Origin of the sequence: Hymenobacter siberiensis (assembly GCF_018967845.1) — a bacterium.
Lineage (GTDB): Bacteria > Bacteroidota > Bacteroidia > Cytophagales > Hymenobacteraceae > Hymenobacter > Hymenobacter siberiensis.
Map to the genome: position 1 here is coordinate 24572 of NZ_JAHLZZ010000001.1, position 22706 is coordinate 47277.

Consider the following 22706-nt stretch of genomic DNA (forward strand, 5'->3'; position numbering starts at 1 on the left):
TGCGGTAAGCTTTAGCTTGCCGTGGTGGGGAAAGCACGCATTATCAGTACGGCAAGCTAAAGCTTACCGCACAAAAACCCCGACCTTTGCGGAATGGAACCCAACACTGCCCCATCGTTCAACGATTTCAAGCTCAACAAACAACTGCTTTCGGCCGTGGCTGCCGCTGGCTTTACCGACCCCACGCCCGTGCAGCAGCAAACCATCCCGCTGCTGCTGGCCGGGCACGACGTATTAGGCATTGCCCAAACCGGCACCGGCAAGACGGCTGCCTTCGGCCTGCCCCTCCTCATGAAGGTGAAATATGCCCAGGGCAACAACCCACGGGCCCTGGTGCTGGCTCCCACGCGCGAGCTGGCCATGCAGATTGAGAAGCATTTGAAGGCACTGGCGGTGAATACCGACCTGCGCATTTTCGCCATTTACGGCGGCCTGGGCCCAAAAACCCAGATTGAAACCATTTCCGAAGGCCTTGATATTCTGGTGGCCACGCCGGGCCGGCTGCTCGAAATTTACCTGAAAGGTGCCGTGCGGCTCACCGACCTGAAGACGCTGGTGATGGACGAGGCCGACAAGATGATGGACATGGGCTTTATGCCCCAGATTCGGCGCATTCTGGAAATTATCCCGCGCAAGCGTCAGAATGCGCTGTTTTCGGCCACCATGCCGGAGCGCGTGACCACGCTGAGCGAGGAATTTCTAGAGTTTCCGGTGCGCGTAGAAGTGACCCCGCCGGCCAAAACGGCCTCTACCGTGTCGCAGGTGATGTACGGAGCGCCCAACCTGCTCACCAAAATCAACCTGCTGCACTTCCTGCTGCACCGCGACATCGATACGATGACGCGGGTGCTGCTCTTCTGCCGCACTAAGCAGCACGCCGACCAGGTGGCCCACTTCCTGGAGCGCAAGGCCCCGGCCGGCGAGGTGCGCGTGATTCACGGCAACAAGGGCCAGAACGCGCGGATGAACAGCATGGACTCCTTCAAGGCCGGGGAGGTGCGCTACATGGTGGCCACGGACGTAGCCGCCCGCGGCATCGACGTGCCGCAGGTGACGCACGTTATCAACTTCGACGTGCCGATTGTGCACGACGACTACGTGCACCGCATTGGCCGCACGGGCCGGGCGCTGCACACGGGCGCGGCCATCACCTTCGCCAACGAGGCGGAAATGGTGCACGTGGCCGAGATTGAGCTGCTCATCAACCAGAAGATTGAGCTACTGCCGCTGCCCGAGGAAGTGGTGGTGGAAGAAACGCCCTTCGAGGAGCAGCAGAAGATGGGCCGCGAGCTCGATGAGCGCCGCAAGAAGCTGGACCCCACCTTCAAAGGTGCTTTCCACGAGAAGAAGGAGTGGATTAAGCCCGGCGTGACGATTGACAAGCGCACCGGCAAGCCCTTCGCCGAAGGCCAGAAAAAGAGCACCAAGGGCTCGAAGGCTTTTGTGGGCAAGAAAGGCGGTTCGAACCCCGGCGTGAAGGCGCTGAAGCGGCGGGGACGGTAAATTGAGTTAAGGGTTAGGGGTTAAGAGTTGCAGTTCTGTCAACTCTTAACCCCTAACCCTTAACTCAATCAATGTCCGTGGTGGATGAGATGGCCGAAGCGGATGCTGGCGAAGGTGAGCGCCGCGCCCCAAAACAATGCGCTCAGAAACATGTGCAGCAGGATGCGCTGGCGGGGCACGCCCAGCAGCGTGGCGATGACCGTACCCCCGATGGGCGAGAGCAGAATGGGCGTGAGAAAGGCGATGCCACCCATCCCGAACTTGCGGAATACCTTGATGATGTTGCGCGAGCGTTTGGTGAAAATAGGCTCACGGCGCAGGCGGCGCTGCATCTGGCGGTGCCGCATCCAGACTCCGCCCACGCCCGAGAAGATGAACACGCTGGTCATCATTCCTGCCACGGTGAGGCCCAGCGTGGGCCAGAAATGCAGGCCCATGGAAGTGCCGGCCAGCGGGCCGCCCAAAAACTTGACCGTGCTCAACAGGAACACAGACGCGTATTTAATGGCGGGATGGAGCACGACGAAACGAAAGGGCAGGCAACGGGTGAGAGGGAAACGGCAACGCGGGGTGGGCGCGTGGCAAAGATACCCCGTTTGGCGGGGCAGGGTTCCATGGGGGTGGTGCGAAGGCGGTGCTTTGGGGGGTTGGCATGCCGTGGACTGCGAAGCACCGCTTCGCACTACATCACAGCTTGCTGCCGTAGGAGAGGTCGCCGGCGTCGCCCAGGCCGGGAATGATGTAGGCTTGCTCGTTCAGCTTTTCATCGATGGCCGCTACCCAGAGGGTGGCTTCGGGGATTTCGCGGGCCACGTAGGCCAGGCCTTCGGGCGAGGCGATGACGGCGGCGATGTGCACCTGACGCGGCATGCCGAAACGCAACATGGCGCGGTAGGTTTGCACCAGGCTTTTGCCGGTGGCCAGCATGGGGTCGGCGAGGATGAGCACGCGCTCATCGAGGCTGGGGGCCGACAGGTAGTCGACCTGCACCTGCACCTGGGCGGTGCCTTCGATGCGGTAGGCAGCCACGAAAGCACTGGGCGACTGATCGAAATAGTTCAGGAAACCTTGATGAAAGGGTAACCCGGCGCGCAGCACGGTGGCCAGAATGGGAAAATCGTGGAGCAGCTTGCCGGTGGTTTCGGCCAGCGGCGTCTGAATAGTTTTATCGGTGTAGCTGAGGTGGGCGCTAATGCGATAGGCGATAATTTCGCCCAGGCGCTGGAGGTTGCGGCGGAAGCGGAGGCTGTCCTTCTGCACATCTTTATCGCGCAGCTCGGCCAGGAAATGATTAGCAATGCTGGGCTCGGCACACACGACGTGGATGTTGGCCATGGCCTCGGGGGCATCGGCGGCGGCGGGGGCCGAAGCGGCGGGGGAAGAGAGCGGCGTGGCCATACAAACAGGATTTTGGTGAAGGATGCCAAGCAAACAGCCCGGCCGGCACCCCGAAGTTGGCACAAAAACGGGCAGTAGGCAAGAATGCGGGCCGGAATTCGTCCGCGCCTGCGTGGTTCTGCGGCAGATTTAGGTTGGAGCCGATGCGGGACAGCGACAGCCCTCCTACACCCGCCAACGGCTTGCTGCGTAGGTTTGTTAAAAAATGATGATGCCGGGCTTTTAACAGGGAAGCAGGGCGTCGGTTTTATTCGGATTATCTGTTTCTATGTATAAATCTCTGCTACTAACGGCTGTTACGGCGCTGCTGGCCAGCGCGGCAGCGGCCCAAACGCCGGCAACTGCCCCGTCTGGCACCTCGGCCCTTGCCACTGCTACCGAAAAATCGCCCTGGGTAATTTTCGACCAGCCGTTGCCGGATAAGCCGGTGATGGAACCGAAGCCCAGCAAAACCACTCAGGGAGCCAACTACGTGCCGCTCGATGCCGACATTTACCGGCTGATTGACCGCTACGCCATTAAATTCGGGGCCGATTCGCTGAGCGACCCGCATACCAGTGTGCGGCCTTATACCCGCGTTGCAGTGGCCCACTTGGGCGAACGGATGCTTTCGCCGGATAGTACCGCGACCGCCGTGGGCAGCCTGTCGCGTTCCGACCGCTTCAACGCCCAATACCTGTTGAAAGATAACTGGGCCAACAGCGCCCGGGGGGCGTCCATTAACCAGAGCGCCAAACCAATACTCACGTATTTCTACCGCGACCAAACGGACCTGTACAACGTTGTAACCCCCGATTTTACGCTGCGCGTGAATCCGGTACTCTTGCTTTCGGCCGGCAAGGACAACCAAAACTCCGACGGCTTGCGCTACGTGAACACGCGGGGCGTACAGTTGGAGGGCACCATTGACCAGCGGCTGGGTTTCTACACCTTTCTGGCAGACAACCAGCAAGCTGTGCCGCAGTACGTGCAAAACCGAATCCAGCGCGACCAGATTGTGCCGCACGAGGGCTACTGGAAATATTTCAAAACCCAGGGTGGCAGCCAATACGACTTCTTCACGGCTCGCGGCGGCATCACGTACGCGGCCAGCAAGCACATCAACATTCAGCTGGCGCACGACCGCAACTTCATCGGCAACGGCTATCGCTCGCTGATTCTGTCGGATTACAGCTCGCCGTATTTCTTCCTGAAAGTGAATACGCGGGTCTGGAAATTCAACTACCAAAACATATTTGCTGAACTGACGGCGCATAAGGAAAATGCTGACCAGGTGTACTCTAAGAAATACCTGGCGTTCCACCACCTGAGCTTCGACGTAACGCCCAACTTCAATATCGGCGTGTTTGAGAGCACCGTACTGGGTGGTCGCAATGCCCAGCTAGACAGTCTGGGGCGCTATATCCCGGGCAGCCGGCGCACGGGCTTCGAGCTGCAGTACCTGAACCCAATTATCTTCTACCGGGCCATCGAGCAGCAGGTAGGCTCGGCCGATAATGCGCTGCTGGGCCTCGATTTTAAGTGGAATATTCTGCACACGGCCCAGCTTTATGGGCAGGTAGTGCTGGACGAATTTAAGATTAGCGAAATCCGCTCCGGCAACGGCTGGTGGTCGAACAAGCAGGCCTTGCAGTTGGGCGCCAAGTATATCGACGTAGCGGGTATTCGCAACCTCGACTTGCAAATGGAGCTGAACTACATTCGGCCCTACACCTATCAGCACGAAAGCTATTACACTGCCTACACGAACTACGACCAGCCCCTCGCCCACCCCATGGGTGCCAACCTGACCGAGGTGCTGGGCGTGCTCAGCTACCAGCCCCTGCCCCGCCTAAACCTAGTAGCTAAGGCCATTTACACCGAGCAAGGCCTGGATTACGGCTACAGCGCCGGTGGCAATGTCATCACGACTGGCCCACTCAGCACTGCTGTTCCCGGCAGTCCCATCACCACGGGCACCATTGCCAACTACGGCGGCAATCCGCTCCTCCCATACGGCTTCCACCCGATGGACTACGGCAACCGCACCGGCCAGGGCAACAAGAGCCGCCTGCTCCACACCGATTTCACAGCCACCTACCAGCCGCGCCTGAACCTGTTTCTGGATGCCAAGCTCATTGCCCGGCACCAGACCTACTCCCTCACCCCGGCGCTCAATGGCAACGAGGTGTACGCCTCGCTGGCCGTGCGCTGGAACATCGCCCAGCGCCTGCACGAGTTTTAAGATGTGCGGCAAGCTTTAGCTTGCCGTTTTGTATTACTCCCGATAACTCCTTAATGGAGAACCCCATATTCTACACGGCAAGCTAAAGCTTACCGCACATTGCATGCCCGCCACCACCCTTCTATACCGCCCCGTTAACCAACAGGAGCTGGATTTGATTGCCGCCAGCAACTGGCGCAGCTTCCCGCCGCGCCTGCCCGAACAGCCCATTTTTTACCCGGTGCTGAACGAGGAGTACGCGGTGCAGATAAGTCGTGATTGGAACGTGCCATATTATGGTGTGGGCTACGTGGTGCGGTTTGCGGTTGACAATGAATATCTCGCGCAATTTGCCGTGCAAAATGTGGGCGACCCAATGCACAATGAGCTTTGGGTGCCCGCCGAACAGCTGGCTGAATTCAACCAGCATATTGATGGGCTGATTGAAGTAATTGCCGAGTTCCGGCGTTCTTAAATCCGCTCGCCACCCTTGCTTATGAAAACCTATCTAAGAATCCTCAGCTACGCCCGGCCCTATGCCGATTTCGTGCCGCTGTACCTGCTGTACACCGTGCTTGGCATCTTTTTCAGCATTGGCAACTTTGCGCTCATCATTCCCCTGCTGAATGTATTGTTCGATAAAACCGGGCAAATGCAGGCAAAGGCCCCCACTGTTCTACCTCACTTCGCGGTGTCGCTGGATTATGTAACCAGTGCGTTCAACTACTATTTCTCCCAGATGATTGCCGACCATGGCAAGCTGGGCGCGCTGCTCTTTGCGTGCATTGTGCTGGTGGCTTCGGTGTTTTTCAGCAACGTATTCCGGTACCTGAGCCTGCGGCTGGTGGCGCGGGTGCGGGCCCGCGTTATCCGCAACATGCGGCGCGACCTGTACCACCGCATCATTGGCCTGCAGCTGGGCTATTTTGCTAATGAGCGCAAGGGTGACCTCATGTCGCGCTTCACCAACGACGTGCAGGAAGTAGAAGCTTCGGTGGTGAACACTCTGCAGGCCGTGGTGCGGGAGCCGCTCACCATTGTGGGCTATTTCGCGGTGTTGTTTTATATGTCGGTGCCGCTCACGCTGTTCACGCTGGTGCTGCTGCCGCTGTCGGGCGGCATTATTGCCACGCTGGCCAAGCGGCTGCGGCGGCAGGCCAAGCTCAGCCAGGGCACGCTGGGCTCCATGCTGTCGGTGATTGAGGAAACGCTGGGCGGCATCCGCGTCATCAAGGCGTTTAATGCGCAGGACTACATCAAGGGTAAATTTGAGGAGCAGAACGACCAGTATGCCCGCACCGCCCAGCGCATCGACAACACGCGGGATTTGGCCTCGCCATTTTCGGAATTTGCCGGGGTTTCGGTGGTGGCCGGGCTGCTGTATTTCGGCGGCTCGCTCATTCTGAGCGGTCAATCGACGTTGGAAGGGGCCTCGTTTATTACCTACATCGTGCTGTTTTCGCAGGTATTGACTCCGGCCAAAGCTTTGTCCAGCTCCTTCGGCAATATCCAGCGCGGACTGGTGGCCGGCGAGCGGGTGCTGAGCATCATCGACACCGAGCCCGCCATCCGCGACCGGCCCGATGCCACGGTGCTGCCCCCCTTTGAGCGCGAAATCGAGTTTCACAACCTGAGCTTCAGCTACGATGAAACGCCCGTGCTCTACGACATCAACCTAACCATCAAAAAAGGCCAGACGGTGGCCCTGGTGGGCGGCAGCGGCGGCGGCAAAAGCACCCTGGCCGACCTCCTGCCCCGCTTCTACGACCCCAGCGCCGGCCAGATTTTCATCGACGGCCACGACCTGCGTGCCTGCTCGCTGCACTCGGTGCGCGACCAGATGGGCATCGTGACCCAGGAAAGCATTCTGTTCAACGACACGATTTTCAACAACATCCGCTTCAATACCCAGGCCACCGAGGCCGAAGTGATGGAAGCCGCCCGCATTGCCAACGCCCACGAGTTCATTATCGCCAGCCCCGAGGGCTACCAGACGGTGATTGGCGACCGGGGCTCGCGCCTTTCGGGCGGGCAGCGCCAGCGCCTGAGCATTGCCCGCGCCATCCTGCGCAACCCGCCCATTCTCATTCTCGACGAAGCCACTTCGGCCCTCGATACCGAGAGCGAAAAGCTGGTGCAGGAGGCCTTGCAGCGCCTGATGCAGAACCGTACCTCGCTCGTCATCGCCCACCGCCTGAGCACCGTGCAGCACGCCGACGAGATTGTGGTGCTCCAGCACGGCCGCATTGTGGAGCGCGGCACGCATGATGAGCTGCTGCGGCGCGAGGGCGGCGTGTACCAGCGCCTGAGCTCGATGCAAACCAACGCCGCGCTGGTGTAGCCGCGCATACTTAGTGGTTAACGGTTAATAAAGCATTGAGCAACCCCGACCATTAACCACGAATCATTCACCACTCACTATAATCCCTATCTTTCGTCTCAAATCAACTTTTCCCTCTTATGCTCGCTCTCAAACGCATTGTCACCGTCGCCGTAATGGTTTACCTGCTGCTGGCGCTGCTGTTCATTCTGGCCCCGGCCGTGCGCTCGTCGGTAATGGGCATGGGTTCGGGCCTGTCGGTACTGGAGCAGGAACGGCAGTTTTTCTACGTCATGTTTGTGATTGGAGCCGTGGTAATGGCCCTGCAGCTCATTACCGAAAACCTGGACAGCACCCTGCTGCGCCGCACCGTGAACCAGAACGAAGGCAAAATCAACGAGTTAAAAGCCAAGCTCTACGACCACCAGCAGCGGGGTACCACGCCCGCGGTACCAGGCAGCCGCACCATCGACGGCCGCATTGCCGAACCGGCTATCCCCGCTACGCGCCCCCTGGAAAACCGCCCGGTTGACCCGTTGCCCCAGCCCACGTTCCCCCAAAACGACCCCAGCCTGTCGAACACCCCACCGGCCGACCGGCCACCCCTGGCCTAGCTCTGCCTCCTGATTCCGTTTTCCGTGCCCGATACGACTTCCCTCCCCGACCTGATTCGCGCTGAGCTGACCGAAGCCCGCGCCGTGCTCGACCGCTTTCTGACCGACCCGGCCCACGTCGCCAGCATTGCCGCCGCCGCCGAGCTCATTGCCGCCAGCCTGCAAAGCGGCGGCAAAGTCCTCACCTGCGGCAACGGCGGCAGCCTCTGCGACGCCCAGCATTTCGCCGAGGAGCTCAGTGGCCGCTACCGCCAGAACCGCCGCGCCCTGGCCGCCATCGCCCTCACCGAAGCTTCGCACATGACCTGCGTAGCCAATGATTTCGGCTTCGAGTTCGTATTCAGCCGCTTCGTGGAAGCCCTGGGCCGCCCCGGCGATGTGCTGCTGGCCATCAGCACCAGTGGCAACTCGCCCAACATCCTCCGCGCCGCCGAAGCCGCTAAAAAACTGGGGATGAAAGTAGTTTCCCTCACCGGCAAGGATGGCGGCGAGCTGGCGGGGCTGAGCGACGTGGAGATTCGAGCCCCGCACAGTGGCTACGCCGATAGGATTCAGGAAATCCATATCAAAGCCATTCACATCATGATTTTGCTGATTGAGAAACTGGTGATTGGTGAAGTGGTGAAATAGTGAAATGGTGAGCTGGCGAGTTATTGAAGCTGTGCGGTAGTAGGTTTGTAGGGACACTAGAATATTCACTATCTCACCACTCTACCATGCTTACCAAAACCTTCGGCTCGGCCGTGCAGGGCGTCAACGCCTACACCATCACGATTGAAGTGGTGGTGGGAGCCGGGACGAATTTCTTTGTGGTGGGCTTGCCCGATAACGCCATTAAGGAGAGCCAGCAGCGGATTGAGGCGGCGCTCAAGTTTCGGGGGTACCGCATGCCGCGCACCAAAGTGGTGGTGAACATGGCCCCGGCCGACATCCGCAAGGAGGGCGCGGCCTATGATTTGCCCATTGCGCTGGGCATTCTGCACGCCTCGCAACAGCTGAACACCGAGCGGCTAGGCGACTACATCATCATGGGCGAAATGTCGCTCGATGGCGAGCTGCGGCCGATAAAAGGCGTTCTGCCCATTGCCATTCAGGCGCGCAAGGAGGGCTTTAAGGGCATTATCCTGCCCAGGGAAAACGCGGAGGAAGCAGCCATCGTCAACAACCTTGATGTGATTGCCGTGGGCAGCATGCAGGAAGCCATCGACTTCTTCGAGGGCCGTACTGAAATCGTGCCCACCAAAGTGGATACCCGCGACCTGTTCCAGCACGCGGTGAATAAATACACGGCCGACTTTGCCGACGTGCAGGGCCAGGAAAACATCAAGCGGGCCTTGGAAATCGCGGCAGCCGGCGGCCACAACGTGATTATGATTGGCCCACCCGGCGCGGGCAAAACCATGCTGGCCAAGCGCCTGCCCAGCATCCTGCCACCGCTGAGCATGCAGGAGGCGCTGGAAACCACCAAAATCCACTCGGTAGCCGGCAAGCTGGGCGGCGGGGGCTTGCTGAGCACCCGACCGTTTCGCAGCCCCCACCACACGATTTCGGATGTGGCGCTGGTGGGGGGCGGCAGCAACCCGCAGCCCGGCGAAATCTCGCTCTCGCACAACGGCGTGCTTTTTTTGGACGAATTGCCCGAATTCAAGCGCACGGTGCTGGAGGTGATGCGCCAGCCGCTGGAGGAACGCCGCGTGACCATTGCGCGGGCCAAGCTCAGCATTGAGTTTCCGGCCAACTTCATGCTCATCGCCAGCATGAACCCTTGTCCGTGTGGCTATTACAACCACCCCGAGAAAGAATGCGTGTGCGGCCCCGGCGTGGTGCAAAAATATCTAAACAAAGTGAGCGGTCCGCTGCTTGACCGTATTGACTTACACGTCGAAGTGACGCCCGTGACCTTCGACCAGATGACGGAATCGCGCAAATCGGAAACCAGCGCCGAAATCCAGGTGCGGGTAGACAAGGCCCGCCAGGTGCAGGAAACGCGCTTTACCGACTACGTCGACATTCACTCCAACGCCATGATGCCACCCCAGATGGTGAAGGATATCTGCCAAATCAGCGAAGACGGCCGGCAGCTGCTGAAAACGGCCATGGAGCGCCTCGGCCTCTCGGCCCGCGCCTACGACCGCATTCTGAAAGTGGCCCGCACCATTGCCGACCTGGCCGGCACCGACGATATTCAGATTAACCACCTGGCCGAAGCCATTCAATACCGCAGCCTCGATAGAGAGGGTTGGGCGGGGTAAACCATCATGTATAAAGCCCTCGTCAAGCCCCTCCTTTTCAACCTCGACGCCGAGCGCGCCCACCACTTCGTTTTCGATAATCTGCGCCGGGCGACGCGGGTGCCGGGCACCCAGTCCCTGCTCCGGGCACTCTACGATTTTCAGGACCCGAGCTTGGCGCGGGAGGTTTTCGGGCTGAAGTTCCCGAATCCGGTGGGCCTGGCAGCGGGCTTTGATAAGAACGCAGCCCTGACCGATGAGCTGGCCACAATGGGCTTTGGCTTCGTGGAGATTGGGACGGTGACGCCCCGGCCGCAACCCGGCAACCCGGCGCCGCGCCTGTTTCGGCTGCCGCAGGACGAGGCGCTAGTGAACCGCATGGGCTTTAATAACGACGGGGCAGCCGTGGTGGCGGCGCGGCTGGCCCGGCGGCGCAACCGGCAGCTCATCATCGGCGGCAATATTGGCAAAAACAAGGACACGCCCAACGAGCGCGCTGCCGACGACTACGTGGCCGGCTTCGAGGCCCTGGCCGAGGTGGTGGACTACTTCGTAGTGAACGTGAGCTCGCCCAACACGCCCAACCTGCGCCAGCTGCAGGAGAAAAAACCACTCATTGACCTGTTGCAGCAGGTGCAGGCCCGCAATCTGGCCCGCGCCCGCCCGCGCCCGCTACTGCTAAAAATAGCGCCCGACCTCACGAATTCGCAGCTCGACGACATTCTGGAAATAGCCCGCGAAACGCAGCTCAGCGGTCTGGTGGCGACGAATACCACCATCAGCCGCGACAACCTGAGCTCCGAGCCCAGCTACGTAGCCAGCCTGGGGGCGGGCGGCCTGAGCGGCAAGCCGCTACGGGCGCGGGCCACCGAAGTCATCCGCTACCTGCACCAGAAATCCGACGGCGGGCTGCCCATCATCGGCTCGGGCGGCATTCACTCGGCGGCCGATGCGCGGGAGAAACTGGAGGCCGGCGCGGCGCTCATTCAACTATACACCGGCTTTATTTACGAAGGGCCGGCGCTGGTGAGCCGGATAAACCGGAGCCTGGTGCCAGCATAACCCGCTGCCCGCGCACCCGCCGGTGCCACCAGATAATGATGGGTACCCTAATGGCCGTGGGCCACAGGAAGCTGTACGAAAACGGAATAAAGTATAGGCTGGTGGCCGAAAACGCCGTTACGGCCGCAATGTAGGACGCCATAAAGCCCGAAATGTGGTTGAGCAGCCATTGGTTTTTGGTCCAGTGGCCGGCATTAGCGTAGCCGCGCAGCTGGCGGAAAACCGTGAAGGCCCCGATGCTGCCGAACACGCCCACGGGAATGTTGCCGGACAGCACCGCATACCCAACCGTGCCCAGGAACACGAGCAGCCCCACGCCGGCTACGGCCCGAAGGCCGCTATGTGGGCATCCCAGGCCAGGCTTTTCAGGAAAACTGAGCGGTAGCCGAAGCCGGCCATGTACAGGCTGAACACGGCGGTGAGCAGCAGAAACGTGCTGTGAATGTGCTACGAGCCCGCCAGGGCCGTGGTGCCGGCCACCACCATCGACCAAAAAAACACCAGCCCCCAGCGCCGGTGCGCTGCCCCGCCCTTGCGCACGGCCAGCGCCACGGGAGCCACAAAAAACCCGGTGAAGCCGGCCGCGATGTGCAGGTAGCAGTTAAGGGCGAAGAAGGTTTCCATGACGGCAGGCGCGGCTATTGTTGAACCACGGCCGAAAGATGGAAACCGATTCGGCCCGCGCCAAACCGGCGCTACCGAAACATTGGCCGGGGCAGCCGAAGCGTCATCAGCGGCCGAAAAATAGGGGCACGCGGCTACAGCTTTGCCCCTACTTTGAACTCGATTACGTCGGCCGCGCCCCGGTGGATTTTCAAATCGACGGCCCCGAATACCACGTCGGTAAAATGGTATTTCAGGCCCAGGCGCTCGTAGTAGGCCGTGCTCGATTTGTAGGGTGAGTACACGTAGAAACCCAGGTGCGACACAAAAGCCAGCCGGCCGAATAGCAGCTCATGGCCCACAAATACGCCGGCTTTCTTCACGTCGGGCTGCGGGCCGCCGGCGCGGGTGGTGTCTTCCAGGGTGGCTTTCAGGCTGCGGTCGTTGAAGCCCTCCACGCCCAGCAGCAGGTTGGATTTGCGGTTGACGCGGCGGCCCACGGCCAGCGTCACGGAGTTCACCAGGTACTTCTGCTTGTCGCCCTCGGTGCGCTGCTTGAAGCCCAAGCTGGTGCTCACATTGAAGAAATTGGTCCCGATTTCGGCCGGCAGCGGCGCGCCCGAAGCAAGCGTGGGGGCCGGGCGCTGCTGGTGGTAGTTCAGCCCCAGCACCACCGAGGGTAGGTTCACGCCGAAGTTGGGCTTGGTGGTGGCGCCATTGGAGTAGTGGTTCAGCCCCGCCCCTACCAGCAGGCCCAGGTGCGGCGTGAGGGCGTAGTCGTACTCGAACCGGAACTGCAGCGTGGCATTCAGGGCCGAGCTGGCGATGGTGTTTTTATGGTTCGTTTCCTGGTTGTAGGGGTTGGTGAGGTAAGCCAGGCCCGCGCCCAGCCGGAAGCTGAAATCGTGCTTCGGCCCGCGCGAAAACGTTTTGCTGATGTAGGGACTGGCCGAGAAAACGTAGCCCAGCACCGGGTTGTGAAAGTCGTAGTACGTGAGGGCCAGCCCCACCTTTGGGAACTTGTACCACGCGTGCCAGGGCGCGGCCCCGGTCGTCTGGCGCTGCAGGTTGATTTCGAAGCCCGTGGGATGCGAGGCTACCAGGTGCCGGATGGCATAAGTGTGCGCCATGATTATGCTGCCCTGGGCATAGGCGCCCACAATGAACGGCGCAGGCGGCACCGGCGCGGCGGCGGTATAAGCAGTCTGGGCGGCGGCCCCGGACGTAGCCAAGCTCCACAATAGCGCCGGCATTACGGTCTTGCTCAACCTTAAAATAGCATCACCCTTCATATTTATATATTAGATTTCTTTAGAAAGTCACAAAAGGTACTCAAACGGTGATGCAGCGCGCAGCGCAGCATCTCGCTCGCATCGTTGAACGGGCCTGACGAGGCGAGCAAGATGCTGCGCTGCGCGCTGCATCACCGTTCGGGGACTTTCTAAACAGCTTCAGTAGACCGGCATCAAAAATAAGCCCCTGTAAAGCTGATTGATAGATTTTACCAAAAGAATAATACGCCTTTTCCACAACCCATGCTCCCTCCGGGCCGATATACTCCCTGATTCTGGATCACTGTAATAGATTGTCTTCAGAATTCATCTTATCATTTTTATTAATCATGAAAAAAACAATCCTATCGCTGGCACTGCTGGCTGGGCTAACCAGCGCGGCGCAAGCTCAAACCGGACTCAAACTCGGCCTTAAAGGCGGCTTCAACGGTGCTACTTTTTCCGGCAACGACTCGAAAGGCAATCAGTACAAGGCAGGCTTCTCGGCCGGCGGCCTTATCAACTACGGCTTTTCGGACCTGATTTCGGTGCAAGGCGAGCTGCTGTACTCGCAGAAGGGCGCCTCCATCGACGGCATCAACTACACGACCCCCTCGGCCAGCACCACCAACGGCACGTTCAAATCGACTATCGGCTACATTGATGTGCCGATTTTGCTGAAAACCACCATTGGTGATAATGGCAAGGGACTGTTCTTTGAGTTGGGCCCACAGGGCAGCTTCGTCATCAATAACCGCGACTTCATTGAAGATGGCGGCGGCAAGCAGATTAGCTCCTCCAATACCAGCACCGATGACCTTAACAAAGTGGTGATTGGCTACGTGGGCGGCATCGGCTACCAGCTTACCAGCGGCCTGGGCATCGGTATCCGCTACGCCGGCGATTTCTCGCAGGTCTATAAAGATGGCAATTCCAAAAACCTCTTTTCTTCGGCGGCCAGTGGGTTTAACGGCAAGAACCCCAGCGTGCGCAACTCAGTGTTCCAGTTTCAGGTGCACTATCTGTTCGGCGGTAAGTAGCCGGAACAGCTTTCGATTAGGCAAAAAAGCGGCCCGACTTCAACGTGAAGTCGGGCCGCTTTTTTTGGGGCTGGCAGCGCAGTGGCTTTTCTATGCGCCCGTGGTGGTTACCTCAGCAACCTATTTGCGGTGCGGGCGGTATATGCCTCAGCCCTATATATCCGGCAGCTTTAAACCTGACTATCAATACCTTCATCATTTATTCACAATGAAAAAAGTCCTTCTTCCCATCGCCTTGCTGGCCAGCACCATTGGTGCGGCGCAGGCCCAGACGCCCGCCAACAGCATTGGCATCAAGGCTGGCTATGGCATCACCAGCCTCACGGGCAACACCAGCAGCGGCTATACATCCAAGAGCCACTCGGCCTACCAGGCCGGCCTGATGGCTGACGTGTATTTTGGGGAAGTCATTTCCTTCCATCCCGAAGCCCTGTATACCAAGCAGTATTTCGATGCTACTGACCTGGTTAACCTGAGCCGCGACGTGGACTACATCAACGTGCCGCTGCTGGCCCGCTACCACGCCGACGGGCTATTTTTTGAAGCCGGCCCGGAGGTCAACTTCGCCTTATCGGGCAAAGATGAAGGTGGTGCGGACATCAAAAGCCGCGACGTGACGCCGGTGACCCTCGACTACGTGGTGGGCCTGGGCTATCAGCTCCCGGTGGGCCTCTCGCTGGGCGTGCGCTACGATGGCGGCATCAGCCACACCTATAAGGACGCGGCGGCCAACAACCTGGGCACCGGCAACCTGCGTTCCAGCACGTTCTGGTTCAACCTCGGCTACGCTTTCGGGGGCACGGGGCGCTAGTAGCCCACTTCTCCACACTACTAAAAGCCCGGCTTCCGCAATGGAGACCGGGCTTTTGCGTTGCGGATGGTGTCACAGTCTTGAAACGGCCGACAGGTGTACCCCTGGCCCAACCCGTAGCTTTGCGGCATCATCTATCTACTTCACTTATGAAAAAGACTCTTTTCACCCTCGCGCTGCTGGCCGGGCTCATGGGTGCGGCGCAGGCCCAGAATGTTTCGCTGGGAATTAAAGCGGGGCCATCGTATTCCGGCTTCGTGGGGGCGCAGGCCACCAACTATGAGAGCATTTTCGGATTTCACGCCGGCATTTTTGCTAATATTGGCCTCACCGACATGTTTGCCTTCCAGCCCGAAATTATACTCGTCACGAATTGCTTTGCGAATCCAGGACGTGAAATTTGAGCCGCATACGGGACGCGAGTTCGGGGCCAAACTCGTCGAGTCGGTCAAAGAAATCGAGGACGGCGGTTTTAAACTGGCCCTTGGTGCGGTAAAAAGAGGTGTTGATGATTTTCTGGCGCAGAAACTTCCAGAGGCGTTCAATCAGGTTCAGGTTGGGCGAATACGGCGGCAAGAAGACCTGCAGGAGGCGCTTATCGGTCAGCCAGGCGTTGAGGGCCTTATTTTTGTAGTAGCGGGCGTTGTCGCAGATGACGTGTACCGGGCCTTGCGGGTGGGCGGCGAGCAGTTTCTCGTAGAGCCGCTGGGTACTTTGGGCATTAACGCAGTCAGTTTCGTCGAGGTGGACCTGGGTGGGGCAGTGGGCGTTGAGGGCGGCGTTGAGGTTGACCCGCTCGCGGCCGCTGACGGTGAGCAAGGGGCGCTCCTTGCCGGTTTCGGTCCAGACGTGGGTGGCGCGCGTGTTGTGGGTGGGGTGGGCCGCGTCAGCGAAATAGACTACCGCGTCCCCGGCGGCGGCCGCTTCCAGCAGCGGGACCAGCGTGTCGGTGAGGAAGGCCGTTTGGGCCGCCGCGTCGGCTTGGCAGGGCACGGCTGTGGTCAATTTATAGGAAAACCCCAGCCGGTGCAGCACGTCCGTCAGGCCCGAAACCGAGTAACGGACCCCGTAAGTAGCGGCCAACCAGTCGGCAATGGCCCGGCAGTCGGTGTACAACTGCTGGTCCAGTTCCCGGCACAAGCCCGCCAGTTGGGCGCTGGTGAGCAAGCCCCAATAGCCCGGCTGCTCGGCCCGCAGGTAGCCCGCCAGGCCGTGCAACTGGTAGGTCTGAGCGTAGCGGTACACGCTGCTCACGTCCACCCCCAGCGCCTGGGCCACCCTCGCCGCGGCGTGCCCTTGGTCGAGCATGAGCAGCACCGTAACCGGGACGTACCCCGCCTGGCCCCGGCAGGCACGCTGCGCCTGCTGTAATAAGACGCGCTCCGAATCAGGTAAGGTCAATTCCACGAGGCAATGCTAACCCTTTTTTCTCTCTTTTAACTTCGCGACGAGTATATCTACTCACAGAAGGGGGCGAAAGTATCCAGCATTGATGTAACGACCCGCCTGAACTACGTTGATATTCCGCTTTCGTTCCACGTCAACGCCGATGGCCTGTTCTTCGAGGCGGGACCGCAGCTTGGCATCCTGGTAGCCGCCCAGGACAAGGCCGGCAGCGTGAGCGTGGACCGCAAACCCCTCTACAACACCTTGGATTTTGGCTACCTGGCTGGGCTGGGCTACCAGCGCAAAACCGGCCCAGGCATCGGCCTGCGCTACAACGGCGGATTCACCAACGTGCAGAAATCGAGCACTGCGGGCAGCGTGACGGTGCAGAATAACATCCGCAACAGCGCATTTCAGCTGTATCTGACGTACTCCTTTGGCGGGCGCTAAGCGCCGCTTCCCCTACTTCTACTTACCAAAAAAAAGCCCGGCTTCCATTGCGGAAGCTGGGCTTTTTGCTGCTGATAAAGATGAAGCTCCGGCGTCTACTCGGCCGCCGCGTAGTTGCGGTAGAAGTGCGGGATGGTTTCGATGCCTTTCAGGAAGTTGAACACGCCGAAATGCTCGTTGGGCGAGTGGATGGCATCAGAATCGAGCCCGAAGCCGAGCAGGACGGTATCGAGGCCGAGCTCCGACTTGAACATGGCCACGATGGGGATGGAGCCGCCGCCGCGCGTGGGCACCGGGCGCTTGCCGAAAGTGGTTTCCATGGCATCGGCGGCGGCTTTGTAGGCTACCGAGTCGGTGGGCGTTACCACGGGCTCGCCGCCGTGGTGGGGGCGCACTTCGACGGTGACGCCGGCCGGCGCGATGCTGGCGAAGTGCTTTTGGAACAGGGCCGTGATTTCGGCCGAGGTCTGGTGGGGCACTAGGCGCATGGAGATTTTAGCGTGGGCCTGCGAGGCGATGACGGTTTTGGCGCCCTCGCCGGTGTAGCCGCCCCAGATGCCGTTCACGTCGAGCGTGGGGCGGATGCTGGTGCGCTCCATGCTGCTATAGCCTTTTTCGCCGTAGCTATCGGGCAGGCCAATGCTCTTCTGGAACTCATCTTCTGAGAACGGGGCTTTGGCCATTTCGGCGCGCTCGTCGGCGCTCAGCTCGTCCACGTTGTCGTAGAAACCCGGGATGGTGATGTGGCCGTTGGCATCGTGCAGGCTGGCAATCATCTCGCACAGGGCGTTGATGGGGTTTTGCACCGCGCCGCCATACAGGCCGGAGTGTAGGTCACGGTTGGGGCCGGTCACGGTTACTTCGTGGTAGCTCAGGCCGCGCAGGCCCACCTCAATGCTGGGCACATCGTTGGCCAGAATGCCGGTATCGGACACCAGAATGACGTCGGCTTTCAGCTTCTCTTTATTGGCCCGCACGAAGATTTCGAGGTTGTTGGAGCCGATTTCCTCCTCGCCCTCAAACATGAACTTGATGTTGCAGGGCACGCCGCCCTGGCCGTCGCGCATCATCATTTCGAAGGCTTTGACGTGCATATACACCTGACCTTTGTCGTCGCAGGCACCGCGGGCGTATATTTTTTCGTCCTTAATCACCGGCTCAAAGGGCGGCGAGTTCCAAAGTTCGTAGGGGTCGGCGGGCTGCACGTCGTAGTGGCCGTACACGAGAACGGTTTTGGCCTCGGGGCTCACGATGTAGTCGCCGTATACGATGGGATTGCCGGCCGTGGGGCAGATTTCGACGTTTTGCACGCCGGCTTCTTCGAGGCGGGTTTTGAGGAAGTCGGCGGCTTTCAGTACGTCGGCGTGGAACTTGGGGTCGGCCGACACGGACGGGATGCGGAGCCAGTCCATCAGCTCATCGAGAAAGCGGGTTTGGTTATCGGCGAGGTAATTGGCCATACGGAGCAAGTTTGTAGGTTGGGAATACGGGGGTAAAAGTAGCGGGCGCGGTTGATAAGCGCACCGACGGCGGGCATTCCCCCCCTGCCAGCCCACCCCGGCCCCGCACCTACCCCGTGATGCGCAGCGAGGTGCCGGTTTGCGTCACGGTGTACTGCTTTAGGGCGCGGGGCGAGGGGCCGCTGAGCACGGTGCCGGTAATGTCGAAAACGGCATTGTGATTGGGGCACACGAAGCGGCTCTGGCTCTGGGTGAAGTACACGCTGGTACCCTGGTGGGGGCAGGGTGCCTGCAAGGCCACGTAGGTGCCGGCCGTGGTTTTGGCCACAATCACGTCGCGCGTGGGGCTGTAGAGGTAGCCTTTGGCCGCATCGTTGAGCGGGGCGCTGCTGGCGGCGGTAAGGTCCACGGTGAAATCAATGCCGGAAGCGCCGGGCACCGGGTCGCTGCTCTTGCTACTGCCGCAGCCGCCGAGGCAGGCCGAGGCCACCAGGACCGTAGCGCCCAACCCAAAGAGCTGCAGAAAGTCTTTGCGATTCATTTCTGAGGAAGTAGCCATAACACAAAAGAAAGTGGATGAGAATAAGCATCGGCTGAATATGCCGGACAAACGCCTAAAGCCCCGGAATTTATTCTGCCACCGGCCAGCCAACCGACAAAACCCCGACCTAGGCCGATTGTTCCCCGGCGGGCATCGGCCAGCCCTGGCCGGTGGCTCACTGCCGCGCATCCAGCACCAGGTCGTGCACCATCACCTCGCCCAGCGGCCAGGCGGCAGCCCAGTCTTTTTCGGGGCTTTCGAATGTGAGCAGGTAGAGAGTGTCAGTTTTGGCATTGGCCAGGGCCAGCTGGTACACGATGCGGGCGTCGGCATCGGGTGGAGCGTCGCGGTAGCGCACCGTCCACTTGTGCCAGGCGCCTTCCACGGAAGCCGCTTTTTCCAGTACCTGCTGGCCCGGCCCGAAGCCCGTGCGCAGCATCAGCAGCTCGGCGTATTCCGGGGCCGGGCGGCCGGTTTTGGTCTTCACCTTGCGCACCACCTGCAGCGACAACCCCGTCTGGTACTCGCCGCTTTCGCCCGTTGCTTCCCGGGTGAGGTAGTAGGTGGGGCTGCCCTTTTCGCCTTCGGCCTGGTAGGCCCAGCCCTCGGGCAGAAGCAGCGCGGCCTTGCTCTCGGGCAGCGGTTGCCAGGCAAAGCCGGTGGGGGCGGCGGCGAGGGGAACATTGTATTTCTGCGCGGCCACCGGGCGGGCCAGCAGCAGGCAACACCCAAGTATCCGGACTGAGAGACGAAGCATACCTTAAAAGTAGCAACCGCAGCACCAGCCGCCGGCCCCCGAAGCCCCGTAACACAACGCCCCGGCAACTCGTGGTTGTCGGGGCGTTGGCACTGAACGCGGGGGTGGGCTAGGCCACCGGCACCACCGGCTTGGCGCTGACCACGCCGGGGTCAATCACGTACTCGTGGGCTTTCTGGGCATCGGTGAGGCGCCAAGTGGCTTGGCCGGCGTTGGCCAGGGCCACTAGCTGGCGGTAGAGGCCATTGGCAAACAGCAGGCGGGCACGCCAGCGAGAGGAACCCACTACCAACCGACCAAACACCCGAGCTTTACCCGCAGGATACAAACCCGTCAAACATCAAGCCGTCATGAGAATCCTTATAATTTATGCAACAGGCAACCGATACTGAGCCAATCGAAATAGCAGGTATTTTCAAATGGTCTGTAATGTAGTGTACTATGTTATTCATCAATTGGTTGATGACACCTAAAAACCCAGTCGATGGCACCCAAAAAATCGCGCCGTTGAATCTTTATAAACAAATTCCTACTAAGTAGGTAGTTAGCGAAAGATAATTTTACGCACATTATTTTACACTCATGCTGCCACCACTACTTCTGCAGTTAGCTGCCTCGCCTCCGGCCAGCTCCCTACGTCCCTATTACCTGGCGCTGAACACCGACCTGGTGGGCGGCACGTTTTTCTACAGCATGTTCGCGCTGTTTGGGGGGGCACTGTTCCTGTTTTTAGAGCGTGGTAACGTCCCACGACGGTGGCACGCAAGCATGACGCTGGCCGGCATTATCTGCTTCGTCGCCGGCGTCAACTATTACTACATGCAGGGCATGTATTTTAATACCGGCATGGGGCCGACGCGCTTTCGCTACGTCGACTGGCTCTTCACCGTGCCGATGATGTGCGCGCAGTTCTACCTGCTGATGCGGCCTGCCGGCGCCCAGCTTGGCTCGCTAGTGCGCCTGCTGGTGGGGGGCATCTGGATGATAGTTTTCGGGTACTTTGGCGAAACCCGCGACGCCTACTGGGCCATCGTGTGGGGAGCGGTGTCCACTTTGGGCTACTTAATGATTATCTACGAAGTGTGGTTCGGAGCACTGGCCCGGCTGGCTAACCAGTCCAGCGACGTACAGGTGGTGCGCGCCTTCACTCGCCTGAGCTACTTCATATTGATAGGCTGGGCGGTGTACCCGCTGGGTTACATGACGTTGCCGTTCAACGTGTTCGAAGCCCTGCACCTGAACCGTAACCTGATTTACAACTTTGGCGACGTCATCAATAAACTGGGTTTTGCCTTGGTCATCTACGATATGGCCCGCAAGGCAGCACGCCTGAAAAAAGCCAAGAAGCAAGCTGCCAAACGTGAACTGCAACCCTTCGCGTAACCACTCATGCAGTCCTTCATCCATCCGCAAAATAAACCGTTTCATCTGATTACGGGTGAATTGATGCCCGAATACCGCGACGCGTACCTACAAGGCCAACTCACACCCACCGTGGCCCTGCAAGTGGAGCAGTATCTGGACAAAAGCAGCAGCCAAACCAGCTTGGCGCTGGCCCGCTACCGCGAGCTATTGGAAACGGCCCGGCTGAAAGACCGCACCGTAACGGCCCCGCTCTGGGTGCAGAAGCGGCTGCTGCTCAAGCCCCTGATGTCGGGGACGGCCCCCCTGCGCCGCCCCGTGGTGCGGGTGGCGCTGCTGCTGTTTCTGGCCCTGAGCGTGGCCAGCGGCGTGCAGTGGATGCGCAACGAACCTTTGGTGCCCGCGCCCGTGGTGGCGGCCGTGACGCGGGCGTCCGCATCTATTTCCGAGGCCACCAGCAGCTTGGTGGAAAAGTTCGTGGCTCAGCAGGTAGTCAAGGCCGTCCCGGTTCCCACCACTACCCGGCCGGCTCGGACCCGGCCCAAAGCCACGGCACCGGAATTGTCGCGCCCGGCAATGGCCGCCGCCGCGGTTCCGGCAAACCCGGCGGCCCCGGAATCAGTGGTCACCGCCACCGCGACCGATTCTGTGGGTCGGACGCTGCCTGCCACCCTGCAGCCCGCGGGTGAGGCAGCCACCACTGCTGCTCGTCCGGCTTCTGCAGTGGGCACCGTACAGGGGTACATCCGCGACGACGAAGGACGGCCCCTGGCGGGGGCCACCGTGCTAGTGAAAGGAAGCCAGCGGGGCACCAGCACCGACGCCACCGGGCAGTATGTATTGGAGGTTGCGGCGGGCTCCACCTTACAGTTTGGCTACGCCGGCTACACCGACCAGTTACGCAGCGCCACCCTTGGCTCGATGAACGTAGTGCTGCAGCCGAGCGCCACAGCGCAAAAAAGAGCTGCCCGCTAGGGCCGCCCTAGCCTGATTGCTGCTCCAAAGCACCCGAATACCAGATTCGGCCCCCACTACTTCCGCCCAAACAGCGGCACCCGGCTTTCGGTCCCACTGCGCAGCCGGCCGATATTGGCCCGGTGCGTGTAAATCAGCAACGCCGCCAGCAGGAAGCCCACATACACCAGAAACGGCTGCGCCGGCCGGAACTGGGGCAGCAGCTGCAGCAGCGCGAAGGTGACGCCCGCCGTCATGCTGGCCAGGCTCACGTAGCGAAACAACAGCAGCATCACGATAAAGACGAGCATGCACACGCCCACCGTGGCCGGGGCCACGCCCAGCATCATGCCCAGGATGGTGGCCACGCCCTTGCCGCCCCGGAACTGCGCAAACACCGGGTAGATGTGCCCCACCACGGCCAGCGCCCCGCAGGCCAGCCGGTAGTACAGCTCATGCTCGGGGGCGATGGCGCCCTGCGCCACCAGCCACTGCGGCAGGTAGTAAGCGGCCACGAAACCCTTCAGGGCATCGATGAGCAGCACGGCCGTACCGGCTTTGGGGCCCAGCACGCGGAAAGTGTTGGTGGCCCCGGCATTGCCGGAGCCGTGCTCGCGGATATCGGCCAGATTGAAGAAGCGGCGGCCCACCCACAGGGCCGTGGGAATGGAGCCGAGCAGATAAGCGGCCAGGAGGGCCAGGGCGATGTAGAGGAGGGGCATGGCATAAAAGTAGTGCGA

25 protein-coding genes are annotated in these 22706 nt (G+C 60.4%); 14 read left to right on the forward strand and 11 right to left on the reverse strand.

Annotated elements, in window-relative coordinates; genetic code table 11:
* The first annotated feature begins 93 nt into the window (after window positions 1-93).
* Window positions 94-1503 carry a DEAD/DEAH box helicase gene (locus KQ661_RS00125; RefSeq protein WP_216678798.1) on the forward strand — a complete coding sequence of 470 codons (1410 nt, stop codon included), beginning with the start codon at window positions 94-96 and terminating at the stop codon, window positions 1501-1503.
* 68 nt (window positions 1504-1571) lie between these two features.
* On the opposite strand, the gene KQ661_RS00130 is transcribed toward KQ661_RS00125, so the two are convergent.
* Together KQ661_RS00130 and upp are read right to left on the reverse strand one after the other, a co-directional pair.
* Window positions 1572-2024 carry a hypothetical protein gene (locus KQ661_RS00130; RefSeq protein ID WP_216678799.1) on the reverse strand — a complete coding sequence of 151 codons (453 nt, stop codon included), beginning with the start codon at window positions 2022-2024 and terminating at the stop codon, window positions 1572-1574.
* A gap of 166 nt (window positions 2025-2190) precedes the next feature.
* Window positions 2191-2901 (reverse strand): uracil phosphoribosyltransferase, encoded by a 711-nt coding sequence (gene upp / locus KQ661_RS00135; RefSeq protein WP_317196043.1) that lies wholly within the window; start codon window positions 2899-2901, stop codon window positions 2191-2193.
* A 268-nt stretch (window positions 2902-3169) separates the two neighbouring features.
* Between upp and KQ661_RS00140 the strand changes: the two genes are divergently transcribed.
* The 7 genes from KQ661_RS00140 to KQ661_RS00170 all read left to right on the forward strand — a co-directional run bounded on the left by KQ661_RS00140 (window position 3170) and on the right by KQ661_RS00170 (window position 11331).
* Window positions 3170-5125: a capsule assembly Wzi family protein gene (locus KQ661_RS00140; RefSeq protein WP_216685336.1), complete on the forward strand. Its 1956-nt coding sequence runs from the start codon at window positions 3170-3172 to the stop codon at window positions 5123-5125.
* Between the two features lie 103 nt (window positions 5126-5228).
* Window positions 5229-5579, forward strand: coding sequence for a hypothetical protein (locus tag KQ661_RS00145; RefSeq protein ID WP_216678801.1), 351 nt, complete (start codon window positions 5229-5231; stop codon window positions 5577-5579).
* Window positions 5580-5600: 21 nt separating this feature from the next.
* Window positions 5601-7445, forward strand: coding sequence for an ABC transporter ATP-binding protein (locus KQ661_RS00150; protein ID WP_216678802.1), 1845 nt, complete (start codon window positions 5601-5603; stop codon window positions 7443-7445).
* A 119-nt stretch (window positions 7446-7564) separates the two neighbouring features.
* Window positions 7565-8038 (forward strand): hypothetical protein, encoded by a 474-nt coding sequence (locus KQ661_RS00155; RefSeq protein WP_216678803.1) that lies wholly within the window; start codon window positions 7565-7567, stop codon window positions 8036-8038.
* Between the two features lie 24 nt (window positions 8039-8062).
* Window positions 8063-8668, forward strand: coding sequence for a D-sedoheptulose 7-phosphate isomerase (lpcA, locus tag KQ661_RS00160; RefSeq protein WP_216678804.1), 606 nt, complete (start codon window positions 8063-8065; stop codon window positions 8666-8668).
* An 86-nt stretch (window positions 8669-8754) separates the two neighbouring features.
* Window positions 8755-10290 (forward strand): YifB family Mg chelatase-like AAA ATPase, encoded by a 1536-nt coding sequence (locus KQ661_RS00165; RefSeq protein WP_216678805.1) that lies wholly within the window; start codon window positions 8755-8757, stop codon window positions 10288-10290.
* A gap of 6 nt (window positions 10291-10296) precedes the next feature.
* Window positions 10297-11331 (forward strand): quinone-dependent dihydroorotate dehydrogenase, encoded by a 1035-nt coding sequence (locus tag KQ661_RS00170; RefSeq protein WP_216678806.1) that lies wholly within the window; start codon window positions 10297-10299, stop codon window positions 11329-11331.
* On the opposite strand, the gene KQ661_RS00175 is transcribed toward KQ661_RS00170, so the two are convergent.
* The 3 genes from KQ661_RS00175 to KQ661_RS00185 form a co-directional block, all read right to left on the reverse strand.
* On the reverse strand, window positions 11273-11647 hold the full coding sequence (locus KQ661_RS00175; protein ID WP_216678807.1) for a hypothetical protein: 375 nt from the start codon (window positions 11645-11647) through the stop codon (window positions 11273-11275). The two genes, KQ661_RS00170 and KQ661_RS00175, sit on opposite strands and share 59 nt — an antisense overlap.
* A 131-nt stretch (window positions 11648-11778) precedes the next feature.
* The gene (locus tag KQ661_RS00180; RefSeq protein WP_216678808.1) at window positions 11779-11955 is read right to left on the reverse strand and encodes a DUF2306 domain-containing protein; all 177 of its coding nucleotides are present in this window, start codon (window positions 11953-11955) and stop codon (window positions 11779-11781) included.
* Between the two features lie 134 nt (window positions 11956-12089).
* Window positions 12090-13202: an acyloxyacyl hydrolase gene (locus tag KQ661_RS00185; protein WP_216685337.1), complete on the reverse strand. Its 1113-nt coding sequence runs from the start codon at window positions 13200-13202 to the stop codon at window positions 12090-12092.
* Between the two features lie 353 nt (window positions 13203-13555).
* Here KQ661_RS00185 and KQ661_RS00190 point away from each other — a divergent pair, with 353 nt between their 5' ends.
* From KQ661_RS00190 to KQ661_RS00200, 3 genes are all read left to right on the forward strand, one after another.
* Window positions 13556-14245, forward strand: a complete 690-nt coding sequence (locus KQ661_RS00190) for a porin family protein (RefSeq protein ID WP_216678810.1) — start codon at window positions 13556-13558, stop codon at window positions 14243-14245.
* Between the two features lie 208 nt (window positions 14246-14453).
* Complete coding sequence (locus tag KQ661_RS00195; RefSeq protein WP_216678811.1) at window positions 14454-15056, forward strand: porin family protein; 603 nt, start codon at window positions 14454-14456, stop codon at window positions 15054-15056.
* A 149-nt stretch (window positions 15057-15205) separates the two neighbouring features.
* A complete protein-coding gene (locus tag KQ661_RS00200) occupies window positions 15206-15460 on the forward strand; it encodes a PorT family protein (protein ID WP_216685338.1) in 255 nt (84 codons plus the stop codon).
* Here KQ661_RS00200 and KQ661_RS00205 read toward each other — a convergent pair.
* A complete protein-coding gene (locus KQ661_RS00205) occupies window positions 15423-16463 on the reverse strand; it encodes an IS630 family transposase (RefSeq protein ID WP_216685339.1) in 1041 nt (346 codons plus the stop codon). The two genes, KQ661_RS00200 and KQ661_RS00205, sit on opposite strands and share 38 nt — an antisense overlap.
* Window positions 16464-16511: 48 nt before the next feature.
* Here KQ661_RS00205 and KQ661_RS00210 point away from each other — a divergent pair, with 48 nt between their 5' ends.
* The gene (locus KQ661_RS00210) at window positions 16512-16892 is read left to right on the forward strand and encodes an outer membrane beta-barrel protein (RefSeq protein ID WP_216727913.1); all 381 of its coding nucleotides are present in this window, start codon (window positions 16512-16514) and stop codon (window positions 16890-16892) included.
* Window positions 16893-16987: 95 nt separating this feature from the next.
* Here the strand turns inward: KQ661_RS00210 and KQ661_RS00215 are convergent, their stop codons facing one another.
* From KQ661_RS00215 to KQ661_RS00230, 4 genes are all read right to left on the reverse strand, one after another.
* Window positions 16988-18352, reverse strand: coding sequence for a dipeptidase (locus KQ661_RS00215; RefSeq protein WP_216685340.1), 1365 nt, complete (start codon window positions 18350-18352; stop codon window positions 16988-16990).
* Window positions 18353-18461: 109 nt separating this feature from the next.
* A complete protein-coding gene (locus KQ661_RS00220) occupies window positions 18462-18893 on the reverse strand; it encodes a QcrA and Rieske domain-containing protein (protein ID WP_216685341.1) in 432 nt (143 codons plus the stop codon).
* Window positions 18894-19068: 175 nt separating this feature from the next.
* Entirely contained in the window at window positions 19069-19650 is a 582-nt protein-coding gene (locus KQ661_RS00225; RefSeq protein WP_216685342.1) for a hypothetical protein, read from the reverse strand.
* Window positions 19651-19759: 109 nt separating this feature from the next.
* The gene (locus KQ661_RS00230; RefSeq protein WP_216685343.1) at window positions 19760-19936 is read right to left on the reverse strand and encodes a hypothetical protein; all 177 of its coding nucleotides are present in this window, start codon (window positions 19934-19936) and stop codon (window positions 19760-19762) included.
* 296 nt (window positions 19937-20232) lie between these two features.
* Between KQ661_RS00230 and KQ661_RS00235 the strand changes: the two genes are divergently transcribed.
* Window positions 20233-21033: a bacteriorhodopsin gene (locus KQ661_RS00235; protein ID WP_216685344.1), complete on the forward strand. Its 801-nt coding sequence runs from the start codon at window positions 20233-20235 to the stop codon at window positions 21031-21033.
* 6 nt (window positions 21034-21039) lie between these two features.
* The gene (locus KQ661_RS00240; protein ID WP_216685345.1) at window positions 21040-21987 is read left to right on the forward strand and encodes a carboxypeptidase-like regulatory domain-containing protein; all 948 of its coding nucleotides are present in this window, start codon (window positions 21040-21042) and stop codon (window positions 21985-21987) included.
* Window positions 21988-22043: 56 nt separating this feature from the next.
* Here the strand turns inward: KQ661_RS00240 and plsY are convergent, their stop codons facing one another.
* A complete protein-coding gene (gene plsY, locus KQ661_RS00245) occupies window positions 22044-22688 on the reverse strand; it encodes a glycerol-3-phosphate 1-O-acyltransferase PlsY (protein WP_216685346.1) in 645 nt (214 codons plus the stop codon).
* Window positions 22689-22706 lie beyond the last annotated feature (18 nt).